At 72.2% G+C, this 26,671-nt stretch carries 18 protein-coding genes and 1 pseudogene; 7 read left to right on the forward strand and 12 right to left on the reverse strand.

Annotated features, from left to right (window positions below; all coding sequences use genetic code 11):
* Positions 1-64: 64 nt before the first annotated feature.
* Positions 65-667 carry a TetR/AcrR family transcriptional regulator gene (locus tag IEZ04_RS13105; RefSeq protein ID WP_373296308.1) on the reverse strand — a complete coding sequence of 201 codons (603 nt, stop codon included), beginning with the start codon at positions 665-667 and terminating at the stop codon, positions 65-67.
* A gap of 325 nt (positions 668-992) precedes the next feature.
* On the opposite strand from IEZ04_RS13105, the gene IEZ04_RS13110 reads away from it, so the two are divergent.
* Positions 993-2,525 carry an FAD-dependent monooxygenase gene (locus tag IEZ04_RS13110; protein WP_189216965.1) on the forward strand — a complete coding sequence of 511 codons (1,533 nt, stop codon included), beginning with the start codon at positions 993-995 and terminating at the stop codon, positions 2,523-2,525.
* Between the two features lie 132 nt (positions 2,526-2,657).
* Here IEZ04_RS13110 and IEZ04_RS13115 read toward each other — a convergent pair whose 3' ends face one another.
* The gene (locus IEZ04_RS13115; RefSeq protein ID WP_189216966.1) at positions 2,658-3,197 is read right to left on the reverse strand and encodes a MarR family winged helix-turn-helix transcriptional regulator; all 540 of its coding nucleotides are present in this window, start codon (positions 3,195-3,197) and stop codon (positions 2,658-2,660) included.
* A 207-nt stretch (positions 3,198-3,404) separates the two neighbouring features.
* Between IEZ04_RS13115 and IEZ04_RS13120 the strand changes: the two genes are divergently transcribed.
* The gene (locus tag IEZ04_RS13120) at positions 3,405-4,820 is read left to right on the forward strand and encodes a M14 family zinc carboxypeptidase (RefSeq protein ID WP_229821014.1); all 1,416 of its coding nucleotides are present in this window, start codon (positions 3,405-3,407) and stop codon (positions 4,818-4,820) included.
* A 34-nt stretch (positions 4,821-4,854) separates the two neighbouring features.
* On the opposite strand, the gene pepN (IEZ04_RS13125) is transcribed toward IEZ04_RS13120, so the two are convergent.
* The 3 genes from pepN (IEZ04_RS13125) to IEZ04_RS13135 all read right to left on the reverse strand — a co-directional run bounded on the left by pepN (IEZ04_RS13125) (position 4,855) and on the right by IEZ04_RS13135 (position 12,249).
* Positions 4,855-7,428, reverse strand: coding sequence for an aminopeptidase N (gene pepN / locus IEZ04_RS13125; RefSeq protein WP_189216967.1), 2,574 nt, complete (start codon positions 7,426-7,428; stop codon positions 4,855-4,857).
* Positions 7,429-7,533: 105 nt separating this feature from the next.
* A complete protein-coding gene (locus IEZ04_RS13130; protein WP_189216968.1) occupies positions 7,534-8,550 on the reverse strand; it encodes an aspartate-semialdehyde dehydrogenase in 1,017 nt (338 codons plus the stop codon).
* Positions 8,551-8,931: 381 nt separating this feature from the next.
* On the reverse strand, positions 8,932-12,249 hold the full coding sequence (locus IEZ04_RS13135; protein ID WP_189216969.1) for a S8 family serine peptidase: 3,318 nt from the start codon (positions 12,247-12,249) through the stop codon (positions 8,932-8,934).
* A 254-nt stretch (positions 12,250-12,503) separates the two neighbouring features.
* On the opposite strand from IEZ04_RS13135, the gene IEZ04_RS13140 reads away from it, so the two are divergent.
* Complete coding sequence (locus IEZ04_RS13140) at positions 12,504-12,959, forward strand: NUDIX hydrolase (RefSeq protein WP_189216970.1); 456 nt, start codon at positions 12,504-12,506, stop codon at positions 12,957-12,959.
* A 10-nt stretch (positions 12,960-12,969) separates the two neighbouring features.
* Here IEZ04_RS13140 and IEZ04_RS13145 read toward each other — a convergent pair whose 3' ends face one another.
* Together IEZ04_RS13145 and pepN (IEZ04_RS13150) are read right to left on the reverse strand one after the other, a co-directional pair.
* Positions 12,970-14,106: a putative endonuclease domain-containing protein gene (locus IEZ04_RS13145; RefSeq protein ID WP_189216971.1), complete on the reverse strand. Its 1,137-nt coding sequence runs from the start codon at positions 14,104-14,106 to the stop codon at positions 12,970-12,972.
* A 230-nt stretch (positions 14,107-14,336) separates the two neighbouring features.
* Positions 14,337-16,913, reverse strand: coding sequence for an aminopeptidase N (gene pepN / locus IEZ04_RS13150; RefSeq protein ID WP_189216972.1), 2,577 nt, complete (start codon positions 16,911-16,913; stop codon positions 14,337-14,339).
* 165 nt (positions 16,914-17,078) lie between these two features.
* On the opposite strand from pepN (IEZ04_RS13150), the gene IEZ04_RS13155 reads away from it, so the two are divergent.
* Positions 17,079-17,762, forward strand: a complete 684-nt coding sequence (locus tag IEZ04_RS13155) for a mycothiol-dependent nitroreductase Rv2466c family protein (protein ID WP_189216973.1) — start codon at positions 17,079-17,081, stop codon at positions 17,760-17,762.
* A 15-nt stretch (positions 17,763-17,777) separates the two neighbouring features.
* Here the strand turns inward: IEZ04_RS13155 and IEZ04_RS13160 are convergent, their stop codons facing one another.
* The 3 genes from IEZ04_RS13160 to IEZ04_RS13170 form a co-directional block, all read right to left on the reverse strand.
* Entirely contained in the window at positions 17,778-17,990 is a 213-nt protein-coding gene (locus IEZ04_RS13160; protein ID WP_189216974.1) for a hypothetical protein, read from the reverse strand.
* A gap of 145 nt (positions 17,991-18,135) precedes the next feature.
* Entirely contained in the window at positions 18,136-18,777 is a 642-nt protein-coding gene (locus IEZ04_RS13165) for a superoxide dismutase (protein ID WP_189216975.1), read from the reverse strand.
* Between the two features lie 192 nt (positions 18,778-18,969).
* Positions 18,970-20,376, reverse strand: a complete 1,407-nt coding sequence (locus IEZ04_RS13170) for an amino acid permease (RefSeq protein WP_189216976.1) — start codon at positions 20,374-20,376, stop codon at positions 18,970-18,972.
* A gap of 396 nt (positions 20,377-20,772) precedes the next feature.
* On the opposite strand from IEZ04_RS13170, the gene IEZ04_RS13175 reads away from it, so the two are divergent.
* On the forward strand, positions 20,773-21,393 hold the full coding sequence (locus tag IEZ04_RS13175) for a biotin transporter BioY (protein WP_189216977.1): 621 nt from the start codon (positions 20,773-20,775) through the stop codon (positions 21,391-21,393).
* Positions 21,394-21,507: 114 nt separating this feature from the next.
* Here IEZ04_RS13175 and IEZ04_RS13180 read toward each other — a convergent pair whose 3' ends face one another.
* Positions 21,508-22,341: an LPXTG cell wall anchor domain-containing protein gene (locus IEZ04_RS13180; RefSeq protein ID WP_189216978.1), complete on the reverse strand. Its 834-nt coding sequence runs from the start codon at positions 22,339-22,341 to the stop codon at positions 21,508-21,510.
* A 252-nt stretch (positions 22,342-22,593) separates the two neighbouring features.
* Between IEZ04_RS13180 and IEZ04_RS13185 the strand changes: the two are divergent.
* Together IEZ04_RS13185 and IEZ04_RS13190 are read left to right on the forward strand one after the other, a co-directional pair.
* A pseudogene (locus tag IEZ04_RS13185) lies at positions 22,594-23,262 on the forward strand (serine/threonine-protein kinase); the annotation flags it as partial.
* Between the two features lie 1,350 nt (positions 23,263-24,612).
* Positions 24,613-25,230 (forward strand): serine/threonine kinase C-terminal domain-containing protein, encoded by a 618-nt coding sequence (locus IEZ04_RS13190; RefSeq protein ID WP_189217164.1) that lies wholly within the window; start codon positions 24,613-24,615, stop codon positions 25,228-25,230.
* Here the strand turns inward: IEZ04_RS13190 and IEZ04_RS13195 are convergent.
* Positions 25,217-26,638, reverse strand: coding sequence for an amino acid permease (locus IEZ04_RS13195; RefSeq protein ID WP_189216979.1), 1,422 nt, complete (start codon positions 26,636-26,638; stop codon positions 25,217-25,219). The genes IEZ04_RS13190 and IEZ04_RS13195 overlap by 14 nt on opposite strands.
* Positions 26,639-26,671 lie beyond the last annotated feature (33 nt).

A 26,671-nucleotide genomic window follows, 5' to 3' on the forward strand; every position in this document is an offset into this window, starting at 1 on the left:
GTCCCTCGTCTCCGTCCAGGGCATCCACCGCACCGCGTGTGCGGTGGATGCCCTGGACGCGTTGTCATCCCGGGTACGGCGTCGGGTACGGCGCCGTGAGATAGCGCTGCACCGTCGGGCCCAGCCACTTCACGATCTCCTCGCGGCTCAGCGCGACGGTGGGCGGCAGACGCAATACGTAGCGGGTGAGCGCCATGCCCATGATCTGTGACGCCGTGAGCGCCGCCCGCGTCGCGGCCTGCTCCGGATCGGGGCACACCTGGCGGGCCAGCGGCACGATCTGGTCGCGGAAGATGCGCCGCACGCCCTCGGCGCCGGTCTGGTTCGTCGTCCCCACGCGCACCATCGCGGTGAGGACCTCCCTGTTCTCCTCCCACAGGTCGAGGAAGTGGCTCACGAGGACCTCGCCCACCTCCCGCGGGTCCACCCCCTGCATCCCGGGCAGCCGCAGGTCGACGTCGAGCACCGCGGCGAACAGCCCCTCCTTCGAGCCGTAGTACCGCATGACCATCGACGGGTCGATGCCGGCGTCCCTCGCGATCGCGCGGATGGTGGCCCGTTCGTACCCGTCGGCGGCGAACCGCTCCCGCGCCGCGGTGAGGATCGCGTTCCGTGTGGCGTCGGAGCGGCGGGGGGCGGGAGCGACGGGCGGGGTGGGGGAAGACATGTCGACCATGCCAACAAACGTAGGCCAACACGTGTTGACGGTCCAGCGTGGCCGCCGTACGTTGGTGAACGGGCGTTGGCCAACAAGTGTTGACCTGCAGTCGTAGCCCGACCTGCGTGGGCCGGCCGACAGGCATAAGCCAACAGGTGTTGACCAACAGTCGTCGGCCAGCAGTCGTCGGCCGGCAGTCCTCGGCCAGCAGTCGTCGGCCAACAGTCGTTGGGCAGCAGTCCTCGGCCAACAGTCGTCGGCCAGCAGTCGTCGGTCGGTACGCGCCGGCCGGCGCCCGTCACATTCGGGGCACCAGGGCACCCAGGAGGCCGCCATGACCGGCACCACCCACTCCGTTCCCTACTCCCTCCCCCACTCCCTCCCTCATCCCGCCGCCGAACCGCGCAACGTCATCGTCGTCGGCGCGGGCCCCACCGGCCTGCTGCTGGCCGGTGACCTGGCCGCCGCGGGCGTCGACGTCACCCTCGTCGAGAAGCGCCCGCACACGGTCAGCAACCTCTCCCGCGCGTTCGCCGTGCACGCCCGCACCCTGGAGCAGCTCGACGCCCGCGGGCTCGCCGACGAGCTGGAGGCGATCGGCCGCCCGGTGGGCCGGGCCCGGCTCTTCGGCGGGTTCACCCTCCGGTTCGACGCCGTGCCGTCCCGCTTCCGGCACGTGCTCGTGATCCCGCAGTACGAGGTGGAGGCGGTGCTCGAGCGGCGGGCGGCCGGGGCCGGGGTGCGGTTCCGGTACGAGACCGAGGTCACCGGCCTGGTCCAGGACGCCGACGCGGTCACCGTGCGGGTCACGGGGCCGGGCGGCGAACGGGAGGAGCTGACCGCCGCGTACGTCGTCGGGGCCGACGGGCACCGCAGCGCCGTACGGGAGGCGGTCGGCCTGCCCTTCCCGGGACGGTCGGTCATCCGGTCCGTGGTCCTCGCCGACGTGCTGCTCGACGAGGCACCCGCGGACACGCTGAGCGCGCACGCCACCGGTGACGCCTTCGCGCTGCTCATCCCCTTCGGCGACGGGTACCACCGGGTCATCGGCTGGGACCGCGGGCGCGACGTCCCCGACAGCGAGCCGCTCGCGCTCGACGAGGTCAGGGCCGTCGTCCGGCTCGCCGCCGGCCACGACTACGGCATGCACGACGCCCGCTGGATGTCCCGTTTCCACAGCGACGAGCGCCAGGTCCCCGAGTACCGGGCCGGCCGCGTCCTCCTCGCCGGGGACGCCGCTCACGTCCACAGCCCGGCCGGCGGCCTGGGGCTGAACACCGGGCTCCAGGACGCGGCCAACCTGAGCTGGAAGCTCGCGGCGGTCGTCGGCGGCCACGCGGACCCGGACCTGCTGGACACCTACCACGCCGAACGCCATCCCGTCGGCCGGTCCGTGCTCCGCATCAGCGGCGGGCTCCTGCGGCTGGCGATGGCCAGGCGCCCCTGGACGCTGACGCTGCGGGCCGCGCTGCCCCCGCTCCTCACCCGCATCGGCCCCGTCCGCGCCCGCGTGCTCGGCCGGATCACCGCCGTCGGGTACAGGTACGCCGCCCCCCGCGGCTCCCACCGGCTGGCCGGCGCCCGCGTCCCGGACGTCGCCCTGAAGGGCGGTCGCCTCTACGAGGCCCTGCGCGGCGGCCGGTTCGTACTGATCGTCCCGCGCGAACCGTCCGCGGCCCTGTCCCCCGGGCGACTCGAGCACCTCGGGGACCGCCTCACCGTGGAGCGCTGGGCGAGCGCCCGGCGCACGACCGTGCTGGTGCGTCCGGACGGATACGTGGCCTGGGCGACGGACGACGACAAGGCGGACGCGGAGACGGTGGAGGCGGCCCTGAGGGCCGCGGGAGGCCGCCGGGGCGCAGCGTGAAGGGACGCGGGGCTGTGTTGACACGGCTCCGCCGCGCGGGCGCGACCAGCCACGGCGCACCCGCACCGCACAACGCACTACATGGCGCACCCCACAACGCACCGCACCACCCAAGGCGCACCCCGCGGAGCGTCAGGCCCCGTTCGATCGCACCAGCACCCGCAGCAGATCGGCCAGTTCCCCGGCCTGCTTCTCGTCCAGACGGGACAGCGCCTCGTTCTGCACGGCCAGCCCGGCGACGACCGCCTCGTCGACCAGCCGCAGCCCCTCGTCCGTGAGGGTCACCCGCAGTCCCCGCCGGTCGTGCGGGTCGGGCGAGCGGCGCAGCAGCCCCGCGCGCTCCAGCTTGTCCAGGCGGCCGGTCATGCCGCCCGTGGTGAGCAGCAGCGTCGCCGAGAGCTGCCGGGGGGACAGCGTGTGCGGGGGTTCCGCGCGGCGCAGGGTGGCCAGCACGTCGAACTCGCCGCGCGAGACGCCGTACCGCGCGTACGCCCTGTCCATGCGGTCGCCCAGGGCGCGGGAGAGCCGGTGGATCCGCCCGAACACCTCCATCGCGGTGGTGTCCAGGTCGGGCCGCGCCACCGCCCACTGGCCGATGATCGCGTCGACGGGGTCCCTGGCGGGTTCCCCGGCCGGGTGAAGGGGGTCGGCGGAGTCGGCGCAGCGATTCATGGGGCGAGTATCCTACGCGGCCCCGTACGGCCGTCATGCCCCGTGGCCTGCGGGTGGCCTCCAGGGGCCTCCGGGCGACCTCCGGACGGCCGCCAGGATGTGCGCGAAGGTGGGCTTGACACTCCCGACCGGCCAGCCGAGCCTTGGGCAGAACCCGCTCGTGACCGCCCCGGAACACCACCGTCCGTTCCCGGCAAAGGAGTTGGCGTGGCTGCTACCGCCGGTTCCGCGCCCGCGACAGGCCTGCGGGAACTCTTCACCCCCGAGTCCGCGCCCGGGTCCCCCGTCGCCCGGTCCGTCACCGCGGGGCGCTACCCCACCACCGGCGAACTCGCCCGGCACGCCGGACGCCTGGCCGTCACGTACCCCGGTCTGTTGCGGCTGCGTGCCGTCGGCACCTCGCGCGCGGGCCGCCCGCTGTGGCTGCTGTCCGCCGGGCGCGGGCGGCGCGACGTGCTCACGGTCGCCGGCGCCCACGCCAACGAACCCGTCGGCGGTGCCTCCGCGCTGCACCTGGCCGAGCGGCTGGCCCTGGACCCCGCCGTGCTCGACGCCCTCGACTGCGCCTGGCACGTCCTGCTCTGCCTGGACCCCGACGGCCTGGCCCTGAGCGAGCGCCACGGCTGGCCGTACGGGGAATGGGGCGTCGAGCACTACTACCGGCACTTCTACCGGCAGCAGTTCACCTGCCAGCCCGAGTCCCGGCCCGTCGGGGGCCGGGCGGGGGCGCCCCTGCCCGAGTCCGACGCGCTCGTGGACCTGCTCGACGAACTGCGGCCGGCCGTCCAGTTCTCGCTGCACGGCATCGAGGTTGGCGGAACCTTCCTGCAGCTGACCCGCGCGGTGCCCGGCGCCGCCCGCGCCTTCCGTGAACTGGCCGGGAACCTGCGGATCCCGGTGGAGGACCGGCCCTTCGACGGCATGGACTGGTTCGTCGAGGGCCCCGGCGTGCTGGTGCTGCCCGGCACCGGACCCGCGGGCGAGCGCGACGCGTCCGGCTTCCGCTCCGAGGTGACCTGGACGTACCCCATGCGGTACGGCACCGTCTCGGCCGTGATCGAGGCCCCGATGTGGGCGGTGGACGCCGTGGCCGACCCCCGGCCCACGGCCGCGTCCGAGGAGCACATCGCCCGGGTGAGCCGGATCCTGCTGGAGCGCGCCGCGCAGGTGGAGGCGGTCCTCGGCCCCGGCCCGGGCGACCCTCCGCCCGCCGACCTGCTGCCGTACGACGAGGCCGCCCGCGAACTGCTCGGCGTCGGTACCGCCATCGTGCGCACCTGGACGACCTATCTCGCCGAGGGCCTCGGCGGGGTAGGACTCGCCACCACCGTGGGCAACTCCGTCTCCCTCGACATCGCGGCCCGGCGTCTCCCGCTGCGCGCGGCGGCGATGCTGCGGCAGACACTCGGCGACCCGCCCGCCGACCCGGTGGCCGCGGGCGCGCTCGACGACATGGTGCGGCGGTGGTCCCGGGAGCTGGAGACCGTCTTCGGTGCCCGCTGGCTGCCCGTGCGCCGGCAGACGACCCTGCACGTCCACGCCATGCTGCGCCTCGCCCGCCTGCTGCTGGGCGCGGACGACGGCGAAGGGACGCGTACGGACACGGCAAGGGGCGCCCGGTGAGCCACCGGGCGCCCCTCAGCACGTCGCGAGCGGCTTACTTCGCCGCGGCGTCCGCCCCCTGCGCCTTCAGGGCGCGCTCCACGCCCGCGCGGGACTCGGAGACGAGCCGACGCAGCGCCGGGCTCGGGTCGACGGAGTCCAGCCAGGCGTCCGTACGGTCCAGGGTCTCCTGGGAGACCTGCACCGACGGGTACAGACCGACGGCGATCTGCTGGGCCATCTCGTGGGAACGGGAGTCCCAGACGCCCTTGACCGCCTCGAAGTACTTCTCCGTGTACGGGGCGAGCAGCTCCCGCTGGTCGGTCTGGACGAAGCCCGCGATGACCGCCTCCTGCACGGCGTTCGGGAGCTTGTCCGACGTGACCATCGACGCCCAGGCCTCCGCCTTGGCCTCCTCGGTCGGGCGCGCGGCGCGGGCCGCGGCCGCGTGGCGCTCGCCCGCCGCCGTCCGGTCGCGCTCGTACTCGGCCGCGATCTCCGCCTCGTCGTAGCGGCCCACGGCGGCGAGCCGCTGCACGAACGCCCAGCGCAGCTCGGTGTCGACGGCCAGGCCCTCCACCGTCTGCGAACCGTCCAGCAGGGCCTGCAGCAGGTCGAGCTGCTCCGGGGTGCGCGCGGTCGCGGCGAAGGCGCGCGCCCAGGCCAGCTGGTGGTCCGAGGCGGGCTCGGCCGACCGCAGGTGGGCCAGCGTGGCGTCGGTCCAGCGGGTGAGCAGCGTCTCGCGGGCCGCCGGGTCGGCGTACAGGTCGACCGCCAGCTTGACCTGCCGGTGCAGCGACTGCACGACGCCGATGTCGGACTCCTTGCCGATGCCGGAGAGCACCAGGGACAGGTAGTCGCGGGTGGCGAGCTCGCCGTCACGGGTCATGTCCCAGGCGGACGCCCAGCACAGCGCGCGCGGGAGGGACCACTCGAAGTCGCCGAGGTGCTCGGTGACGAAGGCGAGGGACTGCTCGTCGAGGCGGACCTTGGCGTACGACAGGTCGTCGTCGTTGAGCAGGACCACGGCCGGGCGGCGCTTGCCCACCAGCTCCGGCACGGCGGTCAGCTCGCCGTCCACGTCCAGCTCCACGCGCTCGCCGCGCACCAGCTTGCCGCTCGCGTCGTCGAGGTCGTAGAAGCCGACCGCGACGCGGTGCGGGCGCAGGGTGGGCTCGCCCTTGGCGCCGGCGGGCAGGGCGGGGGCCTCCTGGCGGATGCCGAAGGAGGTGATGACCCCGTTCGCGTCCGTCTCGATCTCCGGGCGGAGGACGTTGATGCCGGCCGTCTCCAGCCACTTCTTCGACCAGGTCCTCAGGTCGCGCCCGGAGGTCTCCTCCAGGGCGCCCAGCAGGTCGGACAGGCGCGTGTTGCCGTACGCGTGCCGCTTGAAGTAGGCCTGCACGCCCCGGAAGAACTCGTCCATGCCGACGTACGCGACGAGCTGCTTCAGCACGGACGCGCCCTTGGCGTAGGTGATGCCGTCGAAGTTGACGAGGACGTCGTCCAGGTCGTTGATCTCCGCCATGATCGGGTGCGTCGACGGGAGCTGGTCCTGCCGGTAGGCCCAGGTCTTCATCTGGTTGGCGAAGGTGGTCCAGGAGTGCGGCCAGCGCGAGTCCGGCGCGTACGCCTGGCAGGCGACCTCGGCGAAGGTGGCGAACGACTCGTTCAGCCACAGGTCGTTCCACCACTCCATGGTGACCAGGTCGCCGAACCACATGTGGGCCAGCTCGTGCAGGATCGTCGCGGCGCGCGCCTCGTACGCGGCGTCCGTGACCTTCGACCGGAACACGTACTGGTCGCGGAAGGTGACCGCGCCCGCGTTCTCCATCGCGCCCGCGTTGAACTCCGGCACGAAGAGCTGGTCGTACTTGGCGAACGGATAGGCGTAGTCGAACTTCTCCTGGAACCAGTCGAAGCCCTGCCGGGTCACCTCGAAGATCGCGTCCGCGTCGAGGAACTCGGCGAGCGAGGGACGGCAGTAGATGCCCAGCGGCACGCTCTGCCCGTCCCTCTCGTACACGCTGTGCACCGAGTGGTACGGGCCCGCGATCAGCGCGGTGATGTACGTGGAGATCCGCGGCGTGGGCTCGAAGTGCCAGACGTTGTCCTTGGGCTCCGGGGTCGGCGAGTTGGACACCACGGTCCAGCCCTCCGGCGCCTTCACGGTGAACTGGAACGTGGCCTTCAGGTCCGGCTGCTCGAAGCTCGCGAACACCCGCCGGGCGTCCGGCACCTCGAACTGGGTGTACAGGTACGCCTGGTCGTCCACCGGGTCCACGAACCGGTGCAGGCCCTCGCCGGTGTTCGTGTACGCGCAGTCGGCGACGACACGGAGGATGTTCCGCCCCTCCAGCAGCCCCGGCAGGGCGATGCGGGAGTCCGCGAAGACCTCCGCGGGGTCGAGGGCGTCGCCGTTGAGGGTCACCTCGTGGACGGTCGGGGCCACCAGGTCGATGAAGGACTGCGCGCCGGTCTCCGCGGCATCGAAGCGCACCGTGGTCACGGACCGGAAGGTGCCCCCCTCCTGCGCGCCGGAGAGGTCGAGATCGATCTCGTACGAGTCAACGGTGAGCAGCTTCGCCCGCTGCTGCGCCTCTTCACGGGTCAGGTTTGTGCCAGGCACGCGGTCATCTCCTCGGTATGTGTGCGTTGCGCCATCCTTCCACGGCCAGTGGTGAGGGCGCCCGCCCGGATCGGCGGGCGCCCTCACGCGCGTGACCGGCCGGCGTCAGCCCTTCAGCTCCGCCGCCACCAGCTCCGCGATCTGCACCGCGTTCAGGGCCGCGCCCTTGCGGAGGTTGTCGTTGGAGATGAAGAGGGCGAGACCGTTCTCCACCGTCTCGTCGGCGCGGATGCGGCCGACGTACGACGGGTCCTGGCCCGCCGCCTGCAGCGGGGTCGGGATGTCGGAGAGGGCCACACCGGGGGCGCCGCCGAGCAGCTCCGTGGCGCGCTCGACACTGATCGGGCGGGCGAAGCGGGCGTTCACCTGGAGGGAGTGGCCGGAGAAGACCGGGACGCGCACGCAGGTGCCGGAGACCTTCAGGTCCTCGATCTCCAGGATCTTGCGGGACTCGTGGCGGAGCTTCTGCTCCTCGTCGGTCTCGTTCAGGCCGTCGTCGACGATCGAGCCGGCCAGCGGGACCACGTTGAACGCGATCGGGCGCTTGTACACCTGCGGCTCGGGGAAGTCGACCGCCGCGCCGTCGTGGGTCAGCTTGTCGGCGTCCGCGATCACCTTCTGGGCCTGCCCGTGCAGCTCCGCGACGCCCGCGAGCCCGGAGCCGGAGACCGCCTGGTACGTGGCGACGACCAGCGCCTCGAGACCGGCCTCGGCGTGCAGCGGGCGCAGCACCGGCATGGCGGCCATCGTCGTGCAGTTCGGGTTGGCGATGATGCCCTTGGGACGCACGGCGACCGCGTGCGGGTTCACCTCGGCGACGACGAGGGGCACCTCGGGGTCGCGGCGCCAGGCCGAGGAGTTGTCGATCACGACGGCACCCTGGGCGGCCACCTTCTCGGCCAGCGCCTTCGAGGTCGAGCCGCCCGCGGAGAACAGCACGATGTCGAGGCCCGTGTAGTCGGCCGTCGCCGCGTCCTCCACCGTCACGCCGTCGAGCACCGACCCGGCCGAGCGGGCCGAGGCGAACAGGCGCAGCTCGGTGACCGGGAACTCCCGCTCCGCGAGGATCCTGCGCATGACCGTGCCGACCTGACCGGTGGCTCCGACGATTCCGACCCTCACGGCGACTCCTTCTGGGTGCGTACGGCTCTTTCAGCGGCTCTTCTACCTGCGCATACCTGCGTGAGGCAGGGATGTGGCCCTTCCATCATGCGTCCCGCCCGGGTCCACGTGTCCAATCCTTTGCCCGGCGGTCCGGGGGCCGGATGCGGCGGCGGGAGGCGCGCCGGGCGGAGGCTCGACGCGCCCGCGCGCCCCGCCCCGCAGGATTCACGCCCGGCGCGGGCCCCGAACGGGAAGCCGTGCGGTCCCGGCCCGCCTGCCCCGCCCGGGCCCGGGGCACCCGCGGTGTGACGTACGACTCGGACGCGGCGGGGGAGGAGGCGCACGGGAAAGGGCGGGCGCCCGTGACCGGACGCCCGCCCCAGGGTGAAGGCCGACCCGTTACGAGGTGACCTTCTCGATCACCACGCTGCCGGTGCCCGCGGCCGTGCCGCGCGCGTTCACCAGCTGGACGCGGCCGAAGAACTCCCGGCCCTCCGGCGCCTGGGCGGCCGGGACGACCGAGCCGGAGAACGTCGCCGACTCACCCGTGCCGAGCCGCACCGACGTGCCGTCCACCCGGATCTCGCCGAGCGTGGACGAGAAGTACACGTCGCGGTAGTCGTACTCCGTCGACCCGCCCGGGACCGAGTAGGCGTCCACGACGACGGTGTACGTGCCCGCGGCCGGCCTGCTGACCGACACCGACTCCTCCGAGTCGCCGTCGGCGGAGCTGCCGACCTGCGTGCCCGCGGCGTTCAGCACGGCCAGGTCGAGGTCGGCGGCCGTGTCCGAGACGTTGCCGATGGCCACGTCGAGCGACTCGGCGCCCTCGGGCACCTCCACCGTGAAGGTCTGCCGGGCACCGTCCTCGATGACCGGCCGGTCCGTCCTCGACGAGCCGAGCCCGCCGCCCACGAGCCTGCCGTCGACCGGGGCGAGGTCGTTGGTGACCTTCCAGGAGACGGCGGTCGGCTCACCGGCCGTGGCCTCGGGGATCGTCACGAGCTCCGGGTCGAAGGTCGCGCCGAGGACGGAGACGTCCAGCCGGTACGGGTTGTCGAGCAGCGGCGACGTGCGGCGTGCCTCGACCTCGATCTCCCAGACGCCCGGCTGCGGGTTCTCGTACGCCCGCACGTCGGGGCGGCAGCCGTTGCCGTCGAGGTAGTTGTCGTAGCAGTTGACCGTCGAGGTCGGGTCGGCCGGGACGCCGTACGGGTGGATGGCGATGAACCGGGTCTGGCTGCCCGTCCTCAGTCCGCCGATCGCGACCTCCAGCGTCTTCGCGCCCTCGGGGACGGTCACGAAGTACGAGGTCGGATCGTTGCGCTCGACCTTGCCCTTGGCCGAGAACGTGTGCTGCAGCGGCTCGGAGACGACCACCGTGTTCATGACCTGCTTGTCGATGCCCTCGGTGCGCGGGTCGTCGACCTCCAGGATCGCGCTGTGCAGCCCGGCGGAGCGCGGCTTGGCGGCGATCTTCACGGTGACCGGCTTGTTCAGCGGCAGCGAGACCACGTCGTCACCGACGATGCGGAACGTCTTGCCGCTGTTGTTCTCCAGGTGCAGCTCGTGGCGGACCGGCCGCTCGGAGCCGGTGGTCCGGGTGACGGTGACGTCGTACGTCTTCTGCTGCCCGGCCTCCAGGCCGCCCTCGCGGTCGTACAGGCCCGTGCCGAAGCCCGGGGTCTTGAGGGCGTAGTCGATCGCGGTGTCGACCGGGGCCTTCACCGTGTACTCGTGCGCGGTCGCGCCCTTGCGGATCGACTTCCACGCGTCGACGACGTTGAGGACGCCGACGCCCTCCTCGTACGCCTGGACGCCGCTGATGTGGTCGGCGGTCGAGGTGACCGCGGTGCGCAGCTTCGCCGGGGTGAGGTCGATGTCCTTCTGCTTCGCGGCCGACAGCAGCAGCGCCATCGCGCCCGCGGCCTGCGGCGAGGCCATCGAGGTGCCCTGGAGCATGCCGTAGCCGGGGGGCAGCGTGTAGCCGGCCTCGGCGACGGGCGCGCCGGGCATCCAGGTCTGGATCGTGTTGATCGCGGCGCCGGGCGCGGTCAGGGTCGGGGTGAAGCCGCCGTCCTCGCGCGGGCCGCGTGAGGAGAACGGGAACATGTTGTACTTCTTCTTCACCTCGGAGCCGTAGTTGGCGGCCCAGGTCTCCCGGGAGACGGACGCGCCGACCGAGATCACCTTGTCCGCGAGGGACGGGTCGCCGATGGTGTTGGCGCCGGGGCCGGAGTTGCCCGCGGAGATCACCAGCTGGACGCCGTAGGTGTCGATGAGCCGGGTGTAGAGCTCGGCGCGCGCGTTGTTGCCGTCGTTGAGCGCGGGCAGGCCGCCGATGGACATGTTGACGATGTCCACGCCGCGGTTCACGACGAGGTCGATCATGCCCTCGGTGAGCGCCACGTTGGTGCACCCGGCGCCGAAGATGCAGGCGCGCGAGGAGACGACCTGCGCACCGGGCGCCGCGCCGTTCATCTTCCCGCCGAACAGGGAGTTGGCGGCGGTGATGCCCGCGACGTGCGTGCCGTGCTCGGACTCGATGATGCCGATGTTGACGAAGTCGGCGGTCTTGCCGACCCAGGCGCCGCCGTACGGGTCGGTCGGCACGTCCTTGCGGATCTCCACGACGAACGGCTGGCGTTCGGCGATCTCGGTGGACGGGTCGTCCGTGCCGAAGTACCCGATCTGGTAGCCGTCCTTGTACGGCTTCATCGGGGTGTCGTCGGTGAAGTCGTTGTTGTTGTTCAGGTCGACGCGGACCGTGCCGGCCGCGGCGTCGTACAGGACGCCCCAGCTGTCGGTCGTGTCGCCGTCGCGGTCGACGTCGCCGTTGGCGTCGCCGCCGGCCGTGACGTTCTCGCTGAAGCGCTGGATGCGGTAGTCGCCCGCGGGGGCCTTCCAGGTGGCGCCGCCCCAGGTGAACACCGGGCCGGAGACCGCCGTGTTCATCATGCGCCAGGTGCCGTCGCCGTCCACGATCGGGTCGGTGGCCGTCACCCAGTCGACGATCTTGCGCTCGCCGGTGGTGGTCTTCTGCAGCGCCGGGTGACCGAGGTCGACACCGGTGTCCAGGACGCCGATGGTGACGCCGCGGCCGTCCGCCTTCGGGTTCTGCTTCACGAAGTCGACGGCGCCCGTCTCGAACGAGGGGTTGTACGGGTTCTCGGCGGGGGTCTTCCGGCCGGGCGCGGGGTACGCCTTGGACTTCGAGCCCTTCGACACCTCGGCGCCCTCGGCGGTGTCCCCGGCCGGCGTCGGGTCGTCGAGCTGGATCTCGTGCCGCAGGTCGATGCCGTGCACGGAGGACAGCTTGGTGGCCGCCTCGATGGCGGCGTCGGCCTTCTTCGTGGGGACGGTGGCCCGGACGTAGCCGAGCTCGTCGTAGGTGCGGCCCACGGCGCCGCCGTCCACCGCGTCCAGCTGCCCGGCCACCTGGTCCGTCTCGCCCGGCTCGGTGGCGATCATCATGGTGATGTTCTTCTCGCCGTCCGCCTTGGCCTCGGCGAGCAGGTCGGCGTCGGCCGAACCGAGCTTGTCGTGCGCGGACTTCGGCTCACCCTCGGCGGGTGTGGTGGTGGCGGGGGCGTCCGCGGCGAAGGCCAGGGGTATCGGCCCGGCGGCGGACAGCGCGGCCACCAGTCCCGCGGCCACGGCTATCCGGGCCACGCGTCTGGCACCCGGTGCGGGGGTGCGCTGAGGGGTCTGGGTCATCGGCATCCCTTGTGCGTAAAGGAACGATCGGCGGCGATCCGAGCGGCGATACGGATCGCTCTCGTCCGGAATGTGGCACCGGACGACCGCTCAGCCTTACCCATAGAACAGCAGTTTGGGGAGGGGTGATCGTGACGTTAACAAAGTGGTGACGTGATTCCGCTTCCTCTCAGGGAGTTGATAGCGGCTGATGGACGGACATGTCCGCCGATCGTCCACACCTGCGAAGGACCTTCTGTGTAAGGTCTGCGCGCATGCGTGAGGAGTTGAGGGTGGCGGCGTACGCGATATGCGTACGCGACGGAAGGCTGCTGCTGGCCCGCCTGGTCGGCCGGGACGGCAGCAGACGGTGGACGCTGCCGGGCGGCGGCATGGACCACGGGGAGGATCCCTACGACACGGTCGTCCGCGAGGTCGCCGAGGAGACCGGGTACGCGGTCGAGCCGACAGCCCTCCTCGGCATCGACTCCATGACGCGGCACTACCCCCGCCGCTTCAGCACCGTCGCCGACTTCCACGGCCTGCGGATCGTCTACGAGGCCCGCGTCACCGGCGGCGAGCTGCGCCACGAGACGAACGGCTCCACCGACAGGGCCGCCTGGCACCCGCTCGACACGGTGCCGGACCTGGAGCGCGTGAGCCTGGTGGACGCGGCCCTGACGCTGTGGCGGGAGCGCCCGGCCGCCGGCCACGTGGCGGGCCGGGCCTGACCGGGCGCGGCTACCGGGGGGCCACCACCACGTACGGGGCCGGCTCCCGGTCGGTCGAGGCCATGAGGGCCGTGCGGACCACCACCGCCTGCTGGTCCGGGCAGTCGCGGAGCTTCCTGGGGGTGATGTGGACGACCGTGATGCCGAGGCGTTCCAGGTGATCGCGCCTGCGGGCGTACTCCGACCACACGGCGTCGGTGTCGTCGTCCTGGCGGGGCGCCCGGGTGTCGAGCTCGACGGCCACCGCGTGCTCCGGCCAGTACGCGTCCACGCCGCCCAGGTGCGGGCCGCCCGGCAGCGCGAGCTCGACGTTCCACACCGGGTCCGGCAGGCCGTGCTCCTCGACCATCCGGTAGAGGCGGTCCTCCGCGATGGCCCTGCCCTCGGCCAGCAGCGAGTCGACGGCGTCCACCACGTGGGGGCGGTGCAGCAGCCTGGCCCGGGTCAGTTCCCGTACCACCGCCGCCGCCTCGCAGTGGCCCGCGCGGACCGCCTCCGTCAGCAGACGGCGTACGGAGGCCCCGTCGTCCAGCTCCGCCACGGCGTCGGCGAGGGCGCGCGGCACCGGGGCGACCGGGACGTGGGCGCCCCCTGCCCGCGCCGGGCCGGACACCCGGGGAACGGCGATCTGCACCGGGGCGGGCAGCACGGGAACCCGCAGGACGTGCGCGCAGCCCGTCGAGCGCAGCCGGCGCAGCCGGGGCACCAGGACGTCGATCCGCTCCAGCGACAGCAGCGGGGGAGCGCAGGTGAACCCGTGCAGGGCGAGAGCGGCCAGGCCCGTCACCATCGCGTCCGTGTACTCGGCGGCATCGGCGGCGTCGGCGGCTGCGGTGGCTCCGGCGGCCGCGGTGGCGCCGGCGCGCGGGTCGCCGGCGCCGGGCTGGACCGGTACCCCGCCGGACTCCCGTGAGCGGGCCGCGTACAGCAGGACCGCGTGCAGACGCTCCTCCGGGGTGGGCGGGCCCGGGTGGAGCAGGTACACCCCCGGCAGGATCTGCTGCCAGGGACCGCCGGGGCGGCACTGTTCGTTCGTCTCGGCGGGTGTGACGCCGTGGGTGCGCAGCTGGGCGGTGGTCAGCACCTGGCGCCTGATGCCGGTGAGGCGGGTCCGGGGACGGCGGGACAGCGGGGCGTCGTGGTTCATGACCTGGAGTTTCCCGAGCCCGCCGGCTTCTCCGACCGCTGTTACACGCTCGTCGAAGGATCCGGACAAGCGCGGCTCCGCACCCGGGCGCCCGGGTGCCGGGAGCCGCTGGTCCGGGCGGGGAGCGGGGCACGTCACGGCTCTCCGCGCCCGTGTTTCGTAACGGCCGCGGCGGGGCGGCGCGTCAACCTCGCGTGCCCCGCCGCGGCCTCACGCGCGCGGCCGTACGGCTACCGTGCCGCCGCCGCGTCGCAGGCCTGCCCGCGCAGCGTCCGCGCCAGGTCGTCCCGCGCCTCCAGCACCAGCCTGCGCAGGGCCGGCGGGGCGTCCTCGTGCGCCGACAGCCAGGCGTCCGTGGCGGCGAGGGTGTCCGTGGAGTCCGCGAGGGACGGGAACAGCCCCCGCACCACGTCCATGCCGATCTGGATGGACCGCTCCCGCCACACCCGCTCGATCGCCGCGAAGTACTTCTCCGCGTACGGTGCGATCAGCTCCCGCTGGGACGGCTGCTCGAAGCCCGCGATCGTCGCCTCGACGAGGGCGTTGGACAGCGTGTCCGACTCCACGACCTGCGCCCACGCCTGCGCCTTGACCTCGGCCGAGGGCCGGGCGGCCAGACAGCGCACCTGGTGCCGCTTGCCGGACGCGGTGTCGTCGCGGGCCAGCTCGGCGGCGAGGACCCTCTCGTCGGCCTCCCCGTGCGCGGCCAGCGGCTCCAGGAACGCCCACCGCAGCTCCTGGTCCACCTCCAGGCCGTCGATCTTCTCGGTGCCCTCCATCAGCTCCCGCAGCAGCCGGAAGTCCTCCGGGCCCGCCGCGACCGAGGCGAAGAAGCGTGCCCAGGTGAGCTGGTGCTGGCTGCCGGGCGCCGCCGCGCGCAGCTCGCGCAGCGCGCCCTCGGCGAGCAGCCGGCCGCCCTCCGCGCGCCAGCCGGGCGCCGCGTAGTGCGTCAGCGCCGACCGCGCCCAGGCGTGCAGCATCTGCAGCACCCCGATGTCCGACTCGCGCCCCGCGAACCGCAGCACCAGGTCGACGAAGTCCCGCGCGGGCAGCAGCGCGTCCCTGGTCAGGTTCCACAGCGCCGACCAGCACAGCGCCCGGGCGAGCGGGTCGGTGACGTTCCCGAGGTGCTCGCGCAGCGTCGCCAGCGACGCCTCGTCGAAGCGGATCTTGCAGTACGTGAGGTCGTCGTCGTTGACCAGCACCAGCTCGGGCGCCTCGGCCCCCGCCAGCTCCGTCACGACCGTACGCGCCCCGTGCACGTCGGCCTCCGCGCGCGCGTACCGCTCCAGGGACCCCTTCCCGTCACGCCGGTACAGGCCCACGGCCACCCGGTGCGGCCGCAGCTCCGGGTGCGACTCGGGCGCCTCCTGGACGACCGCCAGCTCGTCGATCCGGCCCTCGGCGTCGAGGAGCACCTGCGGGGTGAGGGAGTTGACGCCGGCGGTCTGCAACCATGACCGCGACCAGGCAGTCATGTCGCGCCCGGAGGTCTCCTCCAGCACCGACAGCAGGTCACCGAGGCGCGTGTTGCCGTACGCGTGGCGCTTGAAGTAGCGCCGCGCGCCGTCCAGGAAGGCGTCCTGGCCGACGTACGCCACGAGCTGCTTGAGCACGGAGGCGCCCTTGGCGTAGGTGATGCCGTCGAAGTTGAGCTTCGCGGCCTCCAGGTCGGGGATGTCGGCCGTGACCGGGTGCGTGGAGGGCAGCTGGTCGGCGCGGTACGCCCAGGCCTTGCGGTTGTTGGCGAAGGTGATCCAGCCGTCGGTGAACCGGGTCGCCCCGACCATCGAGAAGGAGCCCATGAAGTCCGCGAAGGACTCCTTGAGCCACAGGTCGTCCCACCACACCATGGTCACCAGGTCGCCGAACCACATGTGCGCCATCTCGTGCAGGATCACGTTCGCCCGGCGCTCGTACGACGCCTGCGTGACCTTTCCGCGGAAGATGAACTCCTCGCGGAAGGTGACCATCCCGGGGTTCTCCATGGCGCCGAGGTTGTACTCGGGCACGAACGCCTGGTCGTACTTCCCGAACGGGTACGGGTAGTCGAAGTGGTCGTGGAAGAAGTCCAGGCCCTGCTTGGTGACGAGGAAGACGTCGTCGGCGTCGAAGTGCGGGGCGAGGCCCTTGCGGCACATCGCGCCCAGCGGGATCTCCAGCCGCGTCCCGTCCTCGAACGTCCGCTCGTAGGTGTCCGTCACGTAGTGGTACGGGCCCGCCACGACCGCCGTGATGTACGTGGAGATCGGCTTCGTCTCCGCGAACCGCCACACCCCGTCGTGCCGCTCACCGACGCCGTTGCTCCACACCGTCCAGCCCTCGGGCGCCCGGACCTCGAAGCGGAACGGAGCCTTCAGGTCCGGCTGCTCGAAGTTGGCGAAGACCCGGCGCGAGTCGGCCGGCTCGTACTGGGTGTAGAGGTAGACCTCGCCGTCCTCCGGGTCGACGAAGCGGTGCATGCCCTCGCCCGTGCGGGAGTACGCGCACTGGGCGTCGACCACCAGCTCGTTGTCGGGGGCGAGGTCCTCCAGCACGATCCGCGTGCCGTCGAAGACCTCGCTCGGGTCGAGGTCCTTGCCGTTCAGGGACACCGCGGTGACGCTCGGCGCGATCAGGTCGGCGAAGCTGGTGGCGCCCGGGTCCGAGCACCGGAAGCGGATGGTGGTCACCGAACGGAAGGTGCGCGGCCCCGGTCCGGCGTCACCGACGGCGGACCGCAGGTCGAGCGACACCTCGTACCCGTCGACGGACAGCAGCGCGGCCCGCTCCCGGGCCTCGTCGCGGGACAGATTCTCACCGGGCACGGCGCCACTCCCTCGGTTGGTGCACGACATGTGGACAGGGCCGATCCTCCCATGCGCTCCTGACACCGGACAGCGGGCGGGGGCGCGCGGCGCGGGAACGGCACGGGAATGGCGCGGGCGTGTGACGGTGTTGCCCGGAGAAAAGACCGTCTTCCTAGGAGCGCCATGTCCGAGCAGTCCGCCGCGACGACCTCCCCCACGTCCTCGGGTTCCTCCGGCAAGACCCCCGTGGACTTCTGGTTCGACCCGCTGTGCCCGTGGGCCTGGATGACCTCGCGCTGGGTCCTGGAGGTCGAGAAGGTCCGCGACATCGAGGTCCGCTGGCACCTGATGAGCCTGGCCGTCCTCAACGAGGACAAGCTCGACGAGCTCCCCGAGGAGTACCGGGAGATGCTGGAGAAGAAGGCGTGGGGCCCGGTGCGGGTCGTCATCGCCGCCCAGCAGGAGCACGGCGCCGAGGTGCTCGGCGACCTCTACACGGCGCTCGGCACCCGCGTCCACAACCAGGGCGAGGGCATCGAGAAGGAGGTCGTCGCCCGGGCGCTCGCGGACGTCGGCCTGCCCGAGTCCCTGATGGACCACTGGGACGCCACCCCGTACGAGCAGGAGCTGCGCGCCTCCCACAAGGAGGGCATCGACAAGGTCGGCCAGGAGGTGGGCACGCCGGTCATCGCGGTCCCCGGCGCCGACGGCGAGCAGATCGCCTTCTTCGGCCCGGTCGTCACCCCGGCGCCCAAGGGCGAGGAGGCGGCCAGGCTGTGGGACGGCACCCTGATGGTCGCCTCGATCCCGGGCTTCTACGAGATCAAGCGCACGCGCACGAAGGGGCCGGACTTCAGCAATCTGTGAGCGGCCGGGCGCAGGTCAGTCCGGTTCCGGTATCCGGATGTGCCGGTCACCGTAGCCCGCGCACTGGCGCAGTCCCGTGCGGACGTGCCGGCACCCTGGTGCCTCGCACATGCGGTAGTCGTCGACGTTCCTCTTCACGAGGCGGTCCTTGAGCCACTCCTTCTCGTCCCGGGTCAGCTCACGATGCGGTTCCCGGGAGTCGCAGGTGTGGCACGGCAGTATCGGCATGACGTCACCATGCAGCGGAGCTGCGGCTACCGGAAGTACCGCGCACGAGGGAGCCCCGCGAGTCACGACCTCGCGGGGCTCCCCCCTTTCCGCCTGCCCGGTGAGCGGTGAGAAGACGATCACGAGCAGGACGACTCGCGGCCCCTCAGGGAGCCAGCAGCAGCACGTCCGCGCGGGACTTGGCGGCCTCGTACCGCCGGGCCACGTCCTGCCAGTTGACGACCTGCCACATGGCCTCGATGAAGTCGACCTTCTGGTTCCTGTACTGCAGGTAGAAGGCGTGCTCCCAGGCGTCGAAGACGAGGATCGGGACCGAGCCCTGGCCGACGTTGCCCTGGTGGTCGTAGACCTGCTCGACGACGAGGCGCCCGCTGAGCGGCTCGTACGCCAGCACGCCCCAGCCGGAGCCCTGCGTGGTGGCCGCCGCCTTCGACAACTGGGCCTTGAACCCGGCGAAGGAACCGAATGACTCGGCGATCGCGTCGGCGAGCTCGCCCACACCGTCGACCGCCAGCGGCTCACCGCCGCCGTCGCCGGTCATGTTGTGCCAGTAGATGGAGTGCAGGATGTGGCCGGAGAGGTGAAAGGCCAGGCTCTTCTCCAGGCCGTTGATCGAACCCCACGCATCCTTGTCCCGCGCCTCCGCGATCTGCTCCAGCGTGTCGTTCGCGCCCTTCACGTACGCCGCGTGGTGCTTGTCGTGGTGCAGCTCGATGATCTCCGGGCTGATCACGGGCGCGAGCGCGGAGTAGTCGTACGGCAGTTCAGGGAGTGTGTAGATGGGCATGGCAGGTCCTCTCCGACCTCTTATTGCAATCTACTTGCAACTGCACGCTAGCAGCAACAGGGTGGGCGGGGCGGGACCCGGCGCGTACGAACGACCCCCGCGCACGCGAAAGGGCCCTCGCACGCGACCGTGCGAGGGCCCTTCGGAGTCGCTGACGTCGAACTGTGCGTTCCGGGGAGGGAGGGGCGTGCGTCAGCTCTTCGCGCGCGCCCTCTGCCGCGTGTACCCGATGGCCGCCAGGACCAGCGTCATCCCGCCCGACGCGTACAGCTGCACCCGCGTGTCCGGCTCCCGCGCCATCAGCACGAGCACCGCGACCATGCCCGCCATCGCCACATAGGTGAGCACCGGGAACGCCCACATCCGCACGACCAGCTTCTCGGGCGCCTCCCGCTCCAGCCGGCGCCGCAGCAGGAGCTGGGAGATCGCGATCATGAACCACACGACGAGGATCACCGCGCCGACCATGTTCAGCAGCCAGGGGAAGACGTCGTCCGGCCGCCAGTAGCTCAGCAGGACGCACACGAAGCCGAACGCGCTGGAGGCGACCACAGCCGCGCGCGGCACCCCGCCCGAGAGCCTGGCCAGCGCCTTCGGGCCCTGTCCGCGCCGCACCAGCGAGTGGACCATGCGGGACGAGCCGTAGATGTTGGCGTTCATCGCCGACAGCAGCGCGACCAGCACGACCACGTTCATCAGCTGTCCGGCGCCGGGGATGCCGAGCTGTTCGAGCGCGGCGACGTAGGGACCCTGCTCGACGACCGCCGGCGAGTCCCACGGGACGAGCGTGACGACGACCGCCATCGAGCCGACGTAGAAGAACGCGATGCGCCACATCGCCGTACGGACCGCGCTTGCGACGCCCCGGACCGGGTTCTCGGACTCGGCCGCCGCGATCGTCACGGTCTCCAGTCCGCCGTACGCGAACAGCGACGCGAGCAGCCCTATGACCAGGCCCTCGCTGCCGTTCGGCAGGAAGCCGCCCTCGCCGGTGAGGTTGCTCAAGCCGGGCGAGTCCGTGCCGGGCAGCACGCCGGCGACCGCCAGCACGCCCAGCGCCAGGAACAGGACGATGGCGCCGACCTTCAGCGCCGCGAACCAGAACTCGAACTCGCCGAAGTTCTTCACCGCGGCCAGGTTCGTGCCCAGGAACACCACCATGAACAGCGCCACCCACACCCACTCGGGCGTCCCCGGCAGCCAGCCGGTCACGATCTTGGCGGCGCCGATGGCCTCCAGGCCGACCGCGGTGCACATCAGCACCCAGAAGGCCCAGCCCGCGGTGAAGCCCGCCCAGGGGCCGATGGCCCGCTCCGCGTGGGACGAGAAGGAGCCGGACGACGGATACGCGGCCGACATCTCGCCGAGCATCCGCATCACCAGCATGACGAGCAGGCCGGACAGCGCGTACGCGACGACGATCGACGGGCCGGCGGCGGCGATGCCCGCCCCGGAGCCGACGAACAGGCCCGCGCCGATCACCCCGCCCAGGGCGATCATCGACAGATGCCGCTGCTTCAGGCCGTGGGGAAGAGAGGCGTCCGCGGCCGGGGGCTCCGGCGCGGCCTCGGGGGTGGTGCGAGAGGAGCGGGAGGGCATAGAGGGACGTCCGTTACGTGTGCGGTTTCTTGTACTAGGGCAAAAACGCGGCCAGTCTGGTGGGCCTGCACGGCCGGAAGGTACAGCTGACCAGCATCTGGACGTCCACGTTACGGAATGTTCACGTCCGTTCACGTCATGAGAACCGCCGGACGGTGCTGAACGGTGATCTTTGGCGGGACCCTACAGGCGCCGTCCGTCGCACCCACGCGGGCGCGGAGTCCCTGCCTCAGTGACCGGCATCACGCCGGGCCGGGTGTAAGCGGTGCTCTTTGTGCGGAGCCCACCAAGCCGTGCGTCCACCCTTTGTCAAGCGGTGATGGTGGTCGGCGTCACCGCCCTGGGATAGCGTCACGGTGTCTCCCGACCGTCTCCCTTGCCGAGGTGAGCCCCAACATGAGCACCGCTGCCACATCCGCCCGCCCGGGCGAGGTTCTCGCCGACCTGCTGCCGTCCCCCAGGCTCTCGGCCTTGGCCGCGCAGGGCCGCACCGCCGCCCTGCTCCGCGACGTCGCGCTCGTGGCCGGCGGTGCCGTGCTCACCGGTGTCGCCGCCCAGATCGCGGTGCCGGTCCCGGGCTCCCCGGTGCCGGTGACGGGCCAGACCTTCGCGGCGCTGCTGGTGGGCACCGCCCTCGGCGCCCGTCGCGGCTTCCTGTCTCTCGCCCTGTATGCGCTGGTCGGCATGGCCGGTATGCCGTGGTTCGCCGAGGGCGGCTCGGGCATGGGCGCCCCGGCCTTCGGTTACATCCTCGGCATGATGCTGGCCGCCACCGTGGTGGGCGCGCTCGCCCGGCGCGGCGGTGACCGTTCGACGCTGCGCACCGCGGGCACGATGCTCGTCGGCGAGGCGATCATCTACGCGATAGGCGTGCCGTACCTGGCCCTCGCCACCGACATGTCGCTGACCGCCGCCGTCGCGGCCGGCCTGACCCCGTTCCTGATCGGCGACGCGCTGAAGGCGGCGCTGGCGATGGGCGTGCTGCCGACGGCCTGGAAGTTCGCCGCGCGCGGCTGAGCACTCCGACCGTTCCGGTCTGCCGGAAGGGCCCGCGGCGTCACGCCGCGGGCCCTTCCGGCATTTCTCGGCATGTTCCCGCCGCCGTCGCACTCCGGTGGCGGCGGCGAGTCCTCAGGTCCGCCGTGCCGGCCGGCGGCGGGACCACCAGAGGCCGGCCGCGCCCGCGGAGGCCAGTGCCATCCCGGCCGCACCGAACGGCACCAGCTGGTCGGCGGGACCGGTCCGGGGCAGCTCGTCCTTGCCGGGGGACGACGGACCGGCCGGCGCGCCGGGAGACGGCGCGCCAGGGGACGGGGTGCCGGGGGACGGGGTGCCGGGGGACGGCGTGCCGCCGCCCGGGGTCGCCTCGTCGCCGCCCGGGGTGACCGGGCTGTTGTCGGTGCCGAGCAGCAGCGGGGTGGCCGGGGCGTTCGGCGACGGGTTGCTCGCGCCGAACGGGACCGGACCCTGCTGCCAGTACGTCTTCGAACCGTCGGCGGTCTGGACGGGCAGGCAGATCTTCCCCTGCTTCGTCAGGTCGTAGGTCGCGTCGACGGCGTACGACTTCGACGCGCCGGCCGCGAGATCGTCGACGGCGCAGCTGAAGCCGCTGTTCGCGCCTTCGGGAAGGCCGCTCGCCGGAATTTTTGCGCAGCCCTTCACATTCTTGACCGTAAGGCCGTCGAATCCGACCACGAGCAGCCGGATTTTTCCGCTGTCCTTGCTGCCTGCATTCTTCACGGCGGCGGTGATCCCGGTTTTCCGGGAGCTGTTGTCGACGGAGATCTTCTCCGGCAGCATGGTCGTCAGTTCGACACCCGCGGGTGCCTCGTCGACGGCCTTTCCTCCCTTGTCGCTCATGCCTCCTCCGTCATCCGCGACCGCGGTGCAGGCGAAGACCATGGCCGCCGAACAAGATGCAGCCAGCAGCGATCCCGTGGTGGCCGTCGTGCGGAGAGAAATCATGCCCATCCCCCTTGCGTCCCCCTTGACTGCGCCGATTTCACAGTCCTTATTCATGGTCCTTGAAGAGGTACCACAAGATTTCTCCGCACTATGCTGGTGTGGCACGAAGTTGTGACCGACACGCTACTTCGCGGTTCTTCTGTGATAGGTGTTGAAGGGGGCATGGAGGTGCCGGAAATAAAGCGGGGCGGTGTTCCGGGAGTATTGGTGAACCGCCGTTACCGGCTGGTCCAGAGTATCGGGCAAGGGGGAATGGGGCGGGTGTGGCGGGCCACCGACGAAATGCTCGACCGTCAGGTGGCCGTCAAGGAGATGCGTATCGACGGCCTCGACCCGGAGGACAGCCGCACCCGCCGGCAGCGGACCCTGCGGGAGGCCCGTGCCACGGCGCGCATCGACCACCCGGGCGTGGTGCGGGTGTACGACGTGGTGGACGAGGGCGAGCGGCTGTGGATCGTCATGGAACTCGTCGGCGGGCGCTCCCTGGAGGGCATCCTGCGCGAGGACGGCCCGCTGGACGTGCGCGAGGCGGCACGGATCGGTCTCCAGCTCGCGGCGGCACTGGGGCAGGTGCACGCGGGGGGAGTGCTGCACCGTGACATCAAGCCGGCCAACGTCCTCGTCGAGCACGGCCACGGCCACCGCGTGGTGCTCACCGACTTCGGCATCGCCGCGATCCAGGACGCGGAGGCGCTCACGATGGCCGGGATGCTGGTCGGCTCGCCCGACTACATGGCGCCCGAGCGCATCTCCGGCCGCCCCCAGGGTCCGCCCTCGGACCTGTGGTCCCTGGGCGCCACCCTGTGCGCGGCCCTCGGCGGCCGCTCCCCGTTCGCCCGCGCGACGACCCTCGCCACCCTGCACGCGGTGCTGTACGAGGAACCGGACATCCCCGCCGCGGCAGGCGAGCTACGAGGCGTCCTGACCGCCCTGCTGCAGAAGGAACCGGATTCCCGCCCCGGCCTGGAGGCGGTGGCCACCGTCCTCGAACCCCTGACGACGGCGGGGGTCGCCACGGTCTTGATCGAGCCGGAGCCCGAGGGCGCGCCCGGGGGCGGGTCCGTGCCCCGGGGCGGGGCCGGGTTCGGGCCCGAGGCCGGCGCCGTGCCCGGGGCTGAGGTCACGTCCGGACCTGGGGCCGTAGCCGGGTCTGGTGCCGTGCCCGGGTCTGGGGCGGCGTCCGACCCTGGGTCCGTGCCCGGGGCTGGTGCCGCGTCCGGGCCTGGTGCCGCACCTGGGCCTGGTGCCGTGCCCGGGTCTGGGGCGGCGTCCGACCCTGGGTCCGTGCCCGGGGCTGGTGCCGCGTCCGGGCCTGGTGCCGCACCTGGGCCTGGTGCCGTGCCCGGGTCTGGGGCGGCGTCCGACCCTGGGTCCGTGCCCGGGGCTGGTGCCGCGTCCGGGTCTCGGGCAGCGCCCGACCCTCGTTCCGCGCCCGCGCGTGGGTCTGAGCCCGGGTCTGGGTCTGAGCCCGGGTCTGGGTCTGCGCCCGCGCGTGGGTCTGCACCCGCGCGTGGGTCCGTGCCCGGGCCCGGGTCCGTGCCCGCGCCTGGGGCCGTACCCGCGCGTGGGTCTGCGTCCGCGCCTGGGTCTGCGCCCGGGCCTGGGTCCGTGCCCGAGCCCTGGTCCAGGCCCAAATCCGTGCCCGGGGCTGAGCCCACGCCCGGGCCCGCACCTGGGCCTGGTGCCGTACCCGTGCCCGGGGCGGCGCCCGACCCCCGTTCCGCGCCCGCACCCGGGTCGTCGCCCGTGCCCGAGCCTGCGCCCGCGCGTGAATCGGGGCCCGAACCCGAGCCTGGAGCGAGTCCCGCGCCCGAACGCACACCCGCGCCCGAACCAGCGCGTGAGCACATACCCGAGCCCGCGTCCGACCTCTTGCCGCCCTTGCCGCCCTTGCCGCCCTTGCCGCCCATGCCGTGCGAGCCCGCGCCCGACCCCCCGTCACCACCCGAGCCGGCATTCGAGCCCCCACCCGCGCCGGAGCCGCCGGCCGCGAAGGCCGCACCCGCCTTTCACGCCTCCCGCACCTCCCACACGGCGAACGCCTCCTCCGAGGCGCCCCCGGAAAGCACCCCCGAGCTCCCCTCCCAGGGCGCGCCCCCGGCCCGGGCGCCGGACAAGCAGCCGTCGGGTCCGGTACACGCCCCCACAGGGCCACCGCCACCCGTCCGCACCCCCACGCAGAAGGACCTGCCGACCCCGCCGGGCACACCGGGCCGGCCAACCCGGCCGACCCCGTCCCCCGACCCCAGGCGCACCAGGCGGCGCATCGCCGTGGCCGTCGTGGGAGCGGCGCTGGCCGGAGCCGGAGCACTCCTCGTCCCGGCGCTGGGCGGCGGCTCGCCCGGGAGCGGTGACGGTGCCTCCCGGGCGCCGTCGGCGGCGGCCCCGTCCGCCCGTACCGGCACCCCCACCTCACCGCCCCCCACCGTCGAGGGCACTTCGCGTCCGCCCACCCTCCCGGCGCTCCCGGCGGGCGCCCGGCGCGAGGCCGGACTGTACGCGTGGGTTCCGCCCGAGGACTGGCAGCGCGTCGTGCGCAGTGACGCCAAGATCTCCTACAGCTCGCCCGACCGCGCACAGGAGATCATCGCCAATGCCGCCCCGGCCCGCGGCGACCTGCTGAGGCAGTGGCAGGACACGGAGAGGCGGTCCACCGGAAAAGGCCGGGACTACCGGAGGATCCGGCTGGCGGAGACCACGTTCCGGAACGCGCCCGCGGTGGTGTGGGAGTACACCGTCACGGCCGACGAGCGGCCCTGGCACGTCCGTACGCTCGGCTTCCGCAGCGGCGGCATCTCGTACGAGATCGACACCTGGTACCACCCCGACGCCGAGGCCCGCGCCCTCCCCGTCTACGAACGTGTCCGGGACACCTTCACACCCCTGTGAGCCGCTGCTTGTTCCGGTCGAGCCTCTGTTTCACCAGTGAGACACCGACCACACCCGCGGCCACCAGCAGTGACAGCAGCAGGATCTCGCGGTTGCCGTGCTCGGTGTCGGTCAGCATGTAGACCAGCACGAACACGATGAAGGCGATCGTCGCCCAGGTCAGGTACGGGTACAGCCACATCCGTACGACGAGCCTCTCCGGCGACTCCCGTTCGATCACCTTGCGCAGCCGCAGCTGCGAGAAGCAGATCACCAGCCACACGAACAGCGCCACCGCGCCCGAGGAGTTGACCAGGAAGAGGAAGACCGAGTCCGGGAAGGCGTAGTTGAAGAAGACCGCCACGAACCCGAAGACCACTGACGAGAGGATCGCCGCGACCGGCACCCCGTGCTCGTTCGTCCGGGCGAAGACCCCCGGCGCGTCACCGCGCCGGCCGAGCGAGAACGCCATCCGGGAGGCCGTGTAGAGGCCGGAGTTCAGGCAGGACAGCACGGACGTCAGCACGATGAAGTTCATGATCTGGCCCGCGTGTGGAATGCCCAGCGAGTCCAGCGCGGCGACGTAACTGCCGTCCTCCTCGATCGACTTCGCGTCCCACGGCAGCAGCGTCACCACGACGAAGATGGAGCCGAGGTAGAAGACGGCGATGCGCCAGATGATGCTGTTGGTGGCCTTGGTGACCGCCCGCTGCGGGTCACCGGTCTCACCGGCCGCCAGCGTCGGGATCTCGCTGCCCATGAAGGAGAAGACGACGAGCAGCACACCGACGAGGATGGCGCCGGGCCCGTGCGGCAGGAAGCCGCCGTGGTCGGTGAGGTTGGCGAGGCCCGCCTGCTCGGCGTCGACACCCGGCAGCAGGCCGAAGACGGCGAGCAGGCCGACGACGATGAACACGGCGATCGCCACGACCTTGATCCCCGCGAACCAGAACTCGAACTCGCCGTAACTGCCCACGGAGACCAGGTTGGTCGCGGTCAGCACGATCATCACGATCAGTGCCCAGCCCCACTGGGGCACGGCCGGGATCCACCCCTCCAGGATCACGGCGCCCGCGGTGGCCTCCACCGCCAGCACCACGACCCAGAAGAACCAGTACAGCCAGCCGATCGAGAACCCCGCCCACCGCCCGAGCGCCCGGTCCGCGTGCGCGGAGAACGAACCGGACGTCGGGTTCGCGGCCGACATCTCCCCGAGCATCCGCATCACCAGCACCACGAGCGTGCCGACGAGGAGATACGAGAGCAGGATGCCCGGCCCGGCGGTGGCGATACCGGAGCTGGAACCGACGAACAGTCCGGCACCGATGACGCCACCGATGGCGATCATGGAGAGATGGCGGGGCTTGAGGCCGGTCTGAAGGCCGCCGGGCTCGCCCGGGGCCTCCGTCATGGTCGGCTGCGAGGTCATGGGGTTCCTTCGTGCAGCTGTGCGGGACGCGCG

It is taken from the genome of Streptomyces ruber, from assembly GCF_014648075.1.
Classification (GTDB): Bacteria; Actinomycetota; Actinomycetes; order Streptomycetales; family Streptomycetaceae; genus Streptomyces; species Streptomyces ruber.

What these genes read in the sequence shown, in the direction of transcription:
- IEZ04_RS13105 (WP_373296308.1), bottom strand. Translation starts at nt 667, where the DNA reads ATGTCTTCCCCCACCCCGCCCGTCGCTCCCGCCCCCCGCCGCTCCGAC.
- IEZ04_RS13110 (WP_189216965.1), top strand. Translation starts at nt 993, where the DNA reads ATGACCGGCACCACCCACTCCGTTCCCTACTCCCTCCCCCACTCCCTC.
- IEZ04_RS13115 (WP_189216966.1), bottom strand. Translation starts at nt 3,197, where the DNA reads ATGAATCGCTGCGCCGACTCCGCCGACCCCCTTCACCCGGCCGGGGAA.
- IEZ04_RS13135 (WP_189216969.1), bottom strand. Translation starts at nt 12,249, where the DNA reads ATGACCCAGACCCCTCAGCGCACCCCCGCACCGGGTGCCAGACGCGTG.
- IEZ04_RS13140 (WP_189216970.1), top strand. Translation starts at nt 12,504, where the DNA reads ATGCGTGAGGAGTTGAGGGTGGCGGCGTACGCGATATGCGTACGCGAC.
- IEZ04_RS13145 (WP_189216971.1), bottom strand. Translation starts at nt 14,106, where the DNA reads ATGAACCACGACGCCCCGCTGTCCCGCCGTCCCCGGACCCGCCTCACC.
- IEZ04_RS13155 (WP_189216973.1), top strand. Translation starts at nt 17,079, where the DNA reads ATGTCCGAGCAGTCCGCCGCGACGACCTCCCCCACGTCCTCGGGTTCC.
- IEZ04_RS13160 (WP_189216974.1), bottom strand. Translation starts at nt 17,990, where the DNA reads ATGCCGATACTGCCGTGCCACACCTGCGACTCCCGGGAACCGCATCGT.
- IEZ04_RS13165 (WP_189216975.1), bottom strand. Translation starts at nt 18,777, where the DNA reads ATGCCCATCTACACACTCCCTGAACTGCCGTACGACTACTCCGCGCTC.
- IEZ04_RS13170 (WP_189216976.1), bottom strand. Translation starts at nt 20,376, where the DNA reads ATGCCCTCCCGCTCCTCTCGCACCACCCCCGAGGCCGCGCCGGAGCCC.
- IEZ04_RS13175 (WP_189216977.1), top strand. Translation starts at nt 20,773, where the DNA reads ATGAGCACCGCTGCCACATCCGCCCGCCCGGGCGAGGTTCTCGCCGAC.
- IEZ04_RS13180 (WP_189216978.1), bottom strand. Translation starts at nt 22,341, where the DNA reads ATGATTTCTCTCCGCACGACGGCCACCACGGGATCGCTGCTGGCTGCA.
- IEZ04_RS13195 (WP_189216979.1), bottom strand. Translation starts at nt 26,638, where the DNA reads ATGACCTCGCAGCCGACCATGACGGAGGCCCCGGGCGAGCCCGGCGGC.